Origin of the sequence: Streptomyces xanthophaeus (assembly GCF_000725805.1) — a bacterium.
In the GTDB taxonomy this organism is placed as follows: domain Bacteria; phylum Actinomycetota; class Actinomycetes; order Streptomycetales; family Streptomycetaceae; genus Streptomyces; species Streptomyces xanthophaeus.
On the sequence record NZ_JOFT01000068.1, the window covers coordinates 1 to 8477 of the forward strand.

General features: G+C 69.3%; 6 protein-coding genes and 1 pseudogene. 4 read left to right on the forward strand and 3 right to left on the reverse strand.

Annotated elements, in window-relative coordinates; genetic code table 11:
- Together IO30_RS47220 and IO30_RS0128685 are read left to right on the forward strand one after the other, a co-directional pair.
- Positions 1 to 127, forward strand: a pseudogene (locus IO30_RS47220) (ABC transporter); the annotation flags it as partial.
- The gene (locus IO30_RS0128685; protein WP_031147677.1) at positions 124 to 909 is read left to right on the forward strand and encodes an ABC transporter permease; all 786 of its coding nucleotides are present in this window, start codon (positions 124 to 126) and stop codon (positions 907 to 909) included. The pseudogene IO30_RS47220 and the gene IO30_RS0128685, both read left to right, overlap by 4 nt.
- A gap of 80 nt (positions 910 to 989) precedes the next feature.
- On the opposite strand, the gene IO30_RS42700 is transcribed toward IO30_RS0128685, so the two are convergent.
- Positions 990 to 2441: a M23 family metallopeptidase gene (locus IO30_RS42700; protein WP_063768245.1), complete on the reverse strand. Its 1452-nt coding sequence runs from the start codon at positions 2439 to 2441 to the stop codon at positions 990 to 992.
- A 333-nt stretch (positions 2442 to 2774) separates the two neighbouring features.
- Between IO30_RS42700 and IO30_RS0128695 the strand changes: the two genes are divergently transcribed.
- The gene (locus IO30_RS0128695; RefSeq protein ID WP_157853395.1) at positions 2775 to 3245 is read left to right on the forward strand and encodes a hypothetical protein; all 471 of its coding nucleotides are present in this window, start codon (positions 2775 to 2777) and stop codon (positions 3243 to 3245) included.
- A gap of 81 nt (positions 3246 to 3326) precedes the next feature.
- On the opposite strand, the gene IO30_RS42240 is transcribed toward IO30_RS0128695, so the two are convergent.
- Entirely contained in the window at positions 3327 to 4763 is a 1437-nt protein-coding gene (locus IO30_RS42240; RefSeq protein WP_051902654.1) for a phospholipase A2, read from the reverse strand.
- Between the two features lie 23 nt (positions 4764 to 4786).
- Positions 4787 to 5614 carry a hypothetical protein gene (locus IO30_RS42245; protein ID WP_157853396.1) on the reverse strand — a complete coding sequence of 276 codons (828 nt, stop codon included), beginning with the start codon at positions 5612 to 5614 and terminating at the stop codon, positions 4787 to 4789.
- 188 nt (positions 5615 to 5802) lie between these two features.
- On the opposite strand from IO30_RS42245, the gene IO30_RS0128710 reads away from it, so the two are divergent.
- Entirely contained in the window at positions 5803 to 7182 is a 1380-nt protein-coding gene (locus IO30_RS0128710; protein WP_031147686.1) for a ricin-type beta-trefoil lectin domain protein, read from the forward strand.
- Positions 7183 to 8477: the final 1295 nt, after the last annotated feature.

Here is an 8477-nt window from a genome sequence, read left to right on the forward strand (position 1 = left end):
CGACCGGCTCGACGCGGCCGGCATCGAGGCCGACGAACTGACCGTCCACACCCCCGACCTGGACGACGTCTTCTTCGCCCTGACCGCCACCACCGTGCCCAGCCAGCCCAAGGAGTCCGTCCGATGAGCACCCTCGCCCTTGCCGTACGCGACTCCTCGACGATGCTGCGGCGCAACCTCCTGCACGCACGCCGCTACCCGTCCCTCACCCTGAACCTGCTGCTGACGCCGATCATGCTCCTGCTGCTCTTCGTCTACATCTTCGGCGACACGATGAGCGCCGGCATCGGCGGCGGCGACCGCTCCGCGTACATCGCCTACCTCGTCCCCGGCCTGATGCTGATGACCATCGGCAGCACCACGATCGGCACGGCCGTGTCCGTCTCCAACGACATGACCGAGGGCATCATCGCCCGCTTCCGCACGATGGCGATCCACCGCGGCTCGGTCCTCATCGGCCACGTCATCGGCAGCGTCCTGCAGTGCATCATGAGCGTGGTCTTCGTGGGCGCCGTAGCGCTGGCCATCGGCTTCCGCTCCACCGACGCCACGGCCCTGGAGTGGCTGGCCGCCTTCGGACTGCTCGTGCTCTTCGCCCTGGCGCTCACTTGGATCGCCGTCGGAATGGGCCTCATCAGCCCGAACGCCGAGGCCGCCAGCAACAACGCGATGCCGATGATCCTGCTCCCGCTCCTGTCCAGCGCCTTCGTCCCGGTCGACGCGATGCCGGGCTGGTTCCAGCCCGTAGCCGAGTACCAGCCCTTCACCCCGGCCATCGAGACCCTGCGCGGCCTCCTCCTCGGCACCGAGATCGGCCACAACGGCTGGCTCGCGACGGCCTGGTGCCTCGGCCTCGTGGTCCTCGGCTACTTCTGGTCGGCCGCGAAATTCAACACCGACCCGAAGTAACCCCCATGACAACGCGGGAAACGGCACGCGGGCCCGGGACGACATCGTCCCGGGCCCGCGCGCCGTGTAACGCCCCAGGCTCAGTTGTAGGTACCGGTGAGGGCGATCCCGGTGCGGGCGCCGGTGACACCGTTCAGGTTGATGGCGGCCGCCGCGTCCCAGCTGGCGCCGGCGTGGCGGATGGTGTGCAGGACCCGGCCGTCGGTGGTCACGAGCCCGACCTGGAGCTCGCCGTCGACAGCGGCCGCGGCCACGTCCGTGACGGTGGCTCCGGAGACGACCGAGGACAGGTCGCGGAACGACTGCCAGTGCCCGGTGCCGAACCGGATGCCGTGGTACTGCTTGGTGCCCCCGGCAGCGGTGGCGACCAGCTGGAGGTCGGCGCCGGTCCCGGCGACGGCCACGTCCTCGATCCCCGACAGCCCGGCCTCGACGGACGCGTCGCCCCAGGCCGAGAACGACCCGTCGGCCTTGCGCAGCGTGTGCTGGAGGTTCCCGCCCGCGAGGGCGACGAACTGCACGTCGGTGCCGGTCCTGGCCACGGTCACCTTCGTGGCGGGCGTGCCGCCCGGGGTGCCGAGGGAGACGAACGGCTTCCAGTTCCCGTCGGGGTAGCGGATGGTGTAGTGGACCACGCCATCCGCGACGACGGCGACGTAAAGGTCCCCGCCCACCGAGACCGCGGAAGCCTGGGTGATGTTGCCCGGTACGCCGGCCGCCCCCTGGGTGACGTCGGCGAAGCCCGCCCAGGAGCGGTCCGTGAAGCGGATGGTGTGGTAGAGCTTGCCGTCGTTGCCCACGGCCAGCATGTGCGTATCGCCGTTGATCCCGGCTTCCGCTATCTCCTTGGCGCCCGAGGGGACCTCGCCCGACGCGCCCTCCACGTTCCCGAAGGCGGTCCACTGCCGGTCGGCGGTCCGGATGCCGTGGAAGACCGACCCGCCGGACTGGACCGCGACCTGAGCGCGCCACCCGGACTCGTTGTCCGGCACCTCGGGGCTCTGCCCGCAGTTCTTACTGGTCAGCTGCGAACCCATGCTGAACGGAACACCGTTGAACACCGACTGCTTCACCGTGCCGTTGTACTGCTGCTCGTAGTGCAGGTGGGCACCCGTGGACTTCCCCGTGCTGCCGACTATGCCGATCTTCTGCCCGCGGGTGACGCGCTGCCCGACCGTGACGTCGTGGTCGTTCAGGTGGGCGTACAGCGTCTTGGAGCCGCTGCCGTGGTCGATGACCACGTACTTGCCGTAGCTGGTCGTCAGCGACTTCACGACACTCACGGTGCCGTCGGCGCTGGCGAGGACCGGCTGGTTCTCCGTCGAGCCACCCCGCGTCCAGTCGATCGACAGCGTGGAGGGGCTGTGCCCGCTGTACGTCTTGCCCAGCCATGTCTGCTCGCAGCTGAAGGGCATCTGGTAGGCGGGCCCCGCGGCGTGCGAAGGCGTGGCGGCCAGAGCAACCAGACCGGACGCGGCCAGGGCCAGCCCGGTCGCGGAGGTCAGGACACGGCGGGAGAAGGTGACAGACATGGGGATTCCTCGGAAGCTCGTGCGGGGGCGCAGGTCGAAGGCCTGCCGGATGCTCGCGTTCGTACGACGGCGTGCGGGCATGGCAAACCTCCCCAGGGCGAAGACGTGGATGTGGTGCAGACGTATCGGTTGCGGGAACACGAACCAGTCGTCTTCCCCAGCCCCTGCGGGCCGTTGAGAAGATCATGTCCGCTGGTCAGAGCCCGATCCAGAGTTTCCGCCTGGCCCCAAGCTGCCTGACACCAAGGCGCCAGGCCACGAGGGCTGGGACACCCGGAACCACCGACGGACCGGGGGAGAGCACCCCCTCGCCCGGGTGCGAGAATCCAGATCATGAAGCCTGGCGTGTGGAGTGCAGGACCCGTAGGCGGGGGCGATACAGGCCGTGAGGAGCTGCTGGAGCTGGTCGGACAGGCCGCGAAGGGCCTCACGGCCGGCCGGGTCGTGACGGCCGCCGTCGAGTGCGGTCTGTGCGGTGCGGAGGGTTTCGAGTGGGCCGAGTTCGAGGTGTGGGGGAGGGAGTGCTACTGCTTCGGCTGCCTCCTCCCGATCGGGGTACTGGACGGGGACGTCCAGGAGCGCGTGCTCCCCGGCGCGGGCACGGCCTGGTGGAGGCTCACCCCGGAAGAACCTGCTGCCTACGTCAAGTGCCCAGCAGGGCACATGGCCTTCCAGGCAGCCGTGGCGCTGACCCTCTCCGAGGACGGCCAGGTGCACAGCCTCTCCGCGGGTCTGAGATGCCCGGAGGACGGCGGACTGCACCTGCTCCTCGACAATGAACCGGTCACCCCGCTCCCCACCTGACGCGACCACAGCACAGGAAGCCCCCGGCCCCGGCTGCACCCTCGAGGGGCGCGGCCGGGGCCTGGTGGTGCGCTGCGCGGGTCAGCGGGCGGTGGCTACCGCACCGAAGTAGACGGTGGCGGCCTGGTGGCACGCCGTGCGTTCGGCGGGCGTGTAGACCTCGGGGAAGCCCCGCTGGTCGCATATCTCCTTCAGGTCCTGGCGGAAGATCAGGTCCATGCGCTGCTTTCCGGCTTCGTTGGTGACGAAGGCCGTCTCGCCGAAGAGGTCCCGGTAGTTGCGGTACCCGAAGTCGTGGCGGACGCAGGCGAGGGTGAAGTCGTAGCTGCCGACGGCGTTCGGGGCGGGAGAGTTGCACACGTTGGTGCTCCACCGGAACTCGTAGCGGTCGGGCTTGCCCGTGCGGTAGGCGCCGTACTTCCGGTACCAGGCGTTGGTGGCGTCGGCGCCGAACTGGGTGAGGGCGGTCAGGCGGGCGGCCTTCTCGGCGTGGGTGGCCGGGGCGACGGGAGCGCGCAGGTTGCGCCACTCATCGGTGGTGCCGTCGCCGTCGTACTTCTGGACGGAGCGGCGGTCGGAGGAGAGCCGGTAGAGGTAGTCGCCGCTGGTGGCGAAGGCGGCGGCGGGACCGCCGATACGGTTCCACTCTCCGGGCTTGCCGTTGTACTTGTAGAGGTCGCCGGTCGCCTTGTCGGTCCTGTACAGCGTGTTGCTGGCGAAGATGTGCCCGGAGGGCCCGCCGACCGGCTTCCACTTGCCGCTCTTCGCATCACGTTCGATGACCGCGGCCCCGTCGGGGGTCAGCCCGTAGAGGTTCTTGTCCGTGACGGCGAACGTGGCGCCGGGCCGGCCGGCCTTGCTCCACCGGTCGGGCTTCTCGTCGTACGAGTAGAGCTCGCCGGTGGCCAGGTCGGTCTTGTAGAGGGTGCTGATCGGCCGGCGGCTGAGGTCCTTGACCGTGCGGCGGACGTCCTTGTGAGGGGCGGCGTAGATGTTCGAGGCGGGCCCGCTGATCCTTGTCCAGATGTCATCCTTCCCGGTGTACTCCCAGACTCCGCTCTTGTCGGGGCTGATGCCGTACACCTTCTCGCCGCTGGCGACGAACGTGAGACCGGGACTCCCGATGCGGTCCCACTGGCCGGGGCTGCGCTTGTACTTGTGGATGTTGCCGGGGGCCGTATCGGTCGCGTAGAGGTGCCCGCCGCCGGCGTAGATGTTCTTCGCGGGCCCGTGCACCTTGATCCAGTTGCTCTGGTGGGTGGACCACTCGTAGACGCCCTGGTGGTCGGAGGAGAGCGCGTAGACGGCCGACCCGGTGCTGACGATCTGCTCCATGACGATCGTCGGCCCGGCGGTGGAGGCACGGTGGGCCTGCCGCTTGGCAGGGGCGGCGTTCGCCGCGACACCCAGAGCGACGACTCCGACGGCGAGCAGGCACAGCATGCGGAACGCACCGTGGAACCTGCGCCACCAGGTGACGGCACCCTTCGGCGCCTGCGGGGGCATGACGTTGTTCATCGAGATCCCTTCAGAGAAACGATTCAGAACGTGAAGATCCACTGCCAGAAGGAGCCCCGAACGCCGGGCGCACAGCGGCCGGCCGCAGGAACGCCAACCGGCCGGACAGCCGCGGCCGAGCCGGCCGAAGCCTTCGAACCGGAAGCCGGCGCGGACACGGCGGCCGTGGCCTTGGACGAGGGCACGGCAGTAGTCGCCCGGGCGGGCTTCGCGGGAGCGGTGGATGTGGCAGGCACCAGGGCGAGCGCCCGAGGCGTGCTGGTGGCGGTGATGAGCTTCTTGTAACGCAAGGGCACGTAGGCGCTGCGGGGGTGCCCGGCGATCCGGCTGTCGTGGATGTTGGCGGTGTCCTTGCGGGCGGGTCGTCCGCTGCGGCTCTCGCTGTAGTAGACGAAGTCGCCCTTGGCCTTGTCGGTCCAGCCGCCGAACAGCACGGCATGGGCAGCCGGGTAGTCGAGGGCGTCGCCGGCCTCCAGCTGGTCGAAGCCGGACAGCCGGTCGGCGACGGCAGGCAGTGACTGGGTGGTCAGGCTCTCCTTCAGCTGCCAGGCCATGGACACGAACCCGGAGCAGTCCTGCCGGTAGGAGCCGCCGGTCGCCTCGTCCTTCCACCACCTGCCCTGGCTGTAGGAGACGCGCTTGTCGACCCAGTGCTTGGCGCGGGCGATGACCTGTTCCCGGGTGACCGGCCCGCCGGGGGCCGCACCGTTCCCGATGGTTCCCGTCGAGACGGGCTTGGCGTAGCGGTCGACGCTGTCGGCCTGCGCCGGCATGACGGTCAGACCGACGGCCATCACCAGGCCGGCCAGGGCCGCGACGACTTTGGGCCGGCGTATCAACGGCTCTTTCACGGGGTTCCTTCGCTGTGGTGGATTCCGCCGTCCGGGTTGGCGGAAGCGGTGGAACACCACGTTGGAACCTGATCTGATTGTCCGGCGGCGCGTACTCGCGTCTGTGCAGGTCAGCGGGGGTGGGGACTCCGGATATCCGCGAACTTGCACGAACACGCGCGGGCAAGCCGGACCTTGGAGGGGGAGCAATGAGCAGACCTGGACGCCCGCCGGGCCCGCTGAAGGGCCGCACCGCCGAGGCGAACGACCTCGCGCAGTTCCTGCGAGACCTGACCACCGAGCACACGGTCAGCCGCCTCGCGGAGCTCTACGGCGGCAACCGGACCGGATGGAGCGAGTACCGCTCCGGCCAGCTGATCATTCCGCTGTCACGGCTCAAGCAGGTCATCGAGGACCGCTACACCCGCGACGCCCGCACCAGAGACCAAACCCTCCAAGAGGCACGCCGCCTCTGCAGCGCCGCGATGGCCGCGTCGGCAGCCGTGAACACCGCGGGCACGGCGGCAGTTTCCGTGCCGACGGCGCAACCGGCTCCCGCAGCCGGCCAGGCTGATCCGGCAGCTTCCTCAGCCCCGGAAACGACTTCGACACCGGACACGGCCGAGACCCCGGCCGACCGGGAATCCGCCGCCACAGCCCCGGACCGGAACCCCGTCCCGGACGACCCGCTCGGCGGTGAGCCCGGCGCATTGTCCGCGGACAACCCCCTGACCGCTCCTGATGCGGGCGAGCCGGTCGTCTCGCACTCGCTCGCGGGTCCCGGCGAGTCGTCGGGCCGCCGGGCCGGGCGTTGGCGGACCCCGGCCCAGTGGGCGGCGCTCGCAGCCCTGGTCGCGGTCCTGGTCATCGCCAACCGGCCCGACCACGCGAACGACCCCTCCGCGGACGCCTCTTCGCCGAACGACCCAGGGCAGGACCAGCAGACCTCAGCACCGGCCGATCCGGGTTCCGCGCCGAGCGCCACCCCGACACCCGAGACATCCGGCCTCGCGGCCACCCCGGAGCCATCAGCAGACCCGCCCTCCTCAGCACCCGCCCAGCCGGCCCCGGCGGAGAAGAAGCCCGCCCCGGCCGCAAGCCCGCCACCACTCGCCGCACCACCGGCCTCGCCCCTCCACCGGACGCTGCGCAACGTCACCACAGGCAAGTGCCTGGACATCGCCACCGGCGGGATCCCGAACCAGGGAAGCAAAATCACCCAGTTCGACTGCGGCGCGGGCTCGGGGCACCAGCAGGCCTTCGATCTCGTCGACGGAACCGACGGTCTCCTGATCCGTTCCTCGGCCCAGCCCGCGCTCTGTTTCGACCTGCCGGACTACGGTGCCCCCACCAAGGCCTACGTCGGTCTCTACCCCTGCCAGAACACGACTGCGGACAACCAGCTGTGGTACCGCAAGTGGAACGCCGACCAGAGCGCGTTCCTCCTGGTCAACGTCAAGTCAGATCAGGCAGGCCGACCGATGTGCCTGGACGTCGACGACTACTCCACGAAGAACAACGGCCAGCGCGTCGGCATCGCCCCCTGCAACTACACCAACAACGACGACCACTGGTGGACCCTGCCCTGACCGCACTGGAGCCGGGGCCACCTCGGCCAGCTCCGAGGCCGGACGGGGGCGGGGGCAGGAGCCAGGGGGCGGTGCTCGATCATCCGTTTGTTCTGGAGGAGCGGAACAAACCGGTTTAGCTAGTGCTACCGGCTTGCTCGCGAGCGGACATGATCGGGCATCGGGCATCGGGCATCGGGCTGCGGTTCAGCGGTGCAGTTTCAGTGGTTTTCGGAGGCCTCGACTGCCATCGTTCAGTGGACCTGGCACAGGATGATCTTTCCAGAGTCTAGCTGGAGTAAAGATTGAACCCCCTTTCTCCAGCACGGAGCGTGGGATCTCCGGACTCCTTGAAGGGGGCCACACCATGGTGGAGCGCAGTGGAACCAGTGGGTGACCGCCACCTGGTCCTCCTACCTGTATGAGTCCGCCGCCTTGATCACCGACGACGCCTGTGTACGGCTGCTGTGGGCTGCCCGCGTGCTACCTCACGCCGGAAGGGTGTCGTCCGGCAGTGGGGTGGGGACGAAGCATCCATGTCGAAGACTTGGCGCACTGTTTTGGTGCTCGGGTTCATGGGCTGGAGCGTGTTCGCGTACCAGTGGACCGAGGTCGGGTGCAGCATCCCTCGGGCCTATCTCGCGGTGGTCGAGTATGGGACACCGGAGGGCATCGAGTTCTTGCCTGCCTGCCACGGGTAGGAGACGGTGACAGGAAGGCAAAGCCGAAGACCCCGGCCAGTGAACGGGGAGGACTTCCCGAGATGTGGTCAAGGGGTCTTGCCAGGCCCCTGTTGCTAGCGGGCCTTGGCCCTGGAGGCGGAGCGGGAAGGGCCAGGGTGGGGGAGCGGAGCGGCCCCTCCCAACAGGCCGGAGGCCCGGGCTTTGTGAAACAGGGTCACCTCCCGCGCGAAGCGCGGGAGCCTTGGGGCCTGCGGAGCGGGCCTCCTCTGTGGGGCGCAGCGGAACCAGAGCGAAGCGTAGGGCTGCTTTAGCTTCGCGAAGCGAAGCTCCTCCGAGCGGAGCGAGGAGGTTCTTTTGGCCGAGCGCAGCGAGGCCAGTCGCTTCCTCAGTCCGGAGCGAAGCAGAGGACTACCGGCCCGCAGGGCCGGCCTTAGCTCGGCGAAGCCGAGCCCCGCCGAGCGCAGCGAGGCCCTCTCCTTCTTAGGTCCGGAGCGAAGCCGAGCTAAGGCTGCCCCTGCGGGGCGGTTCCCTCGGTCGAGCGCAGCGAGGCCCTCTCCTTCCTAGGTCCGGAGCGAAGCGGAGGACCAACGGCCCGCCAGGGCCGGCTTTAGCTTGGCGAAGCCAAGCTAAAGC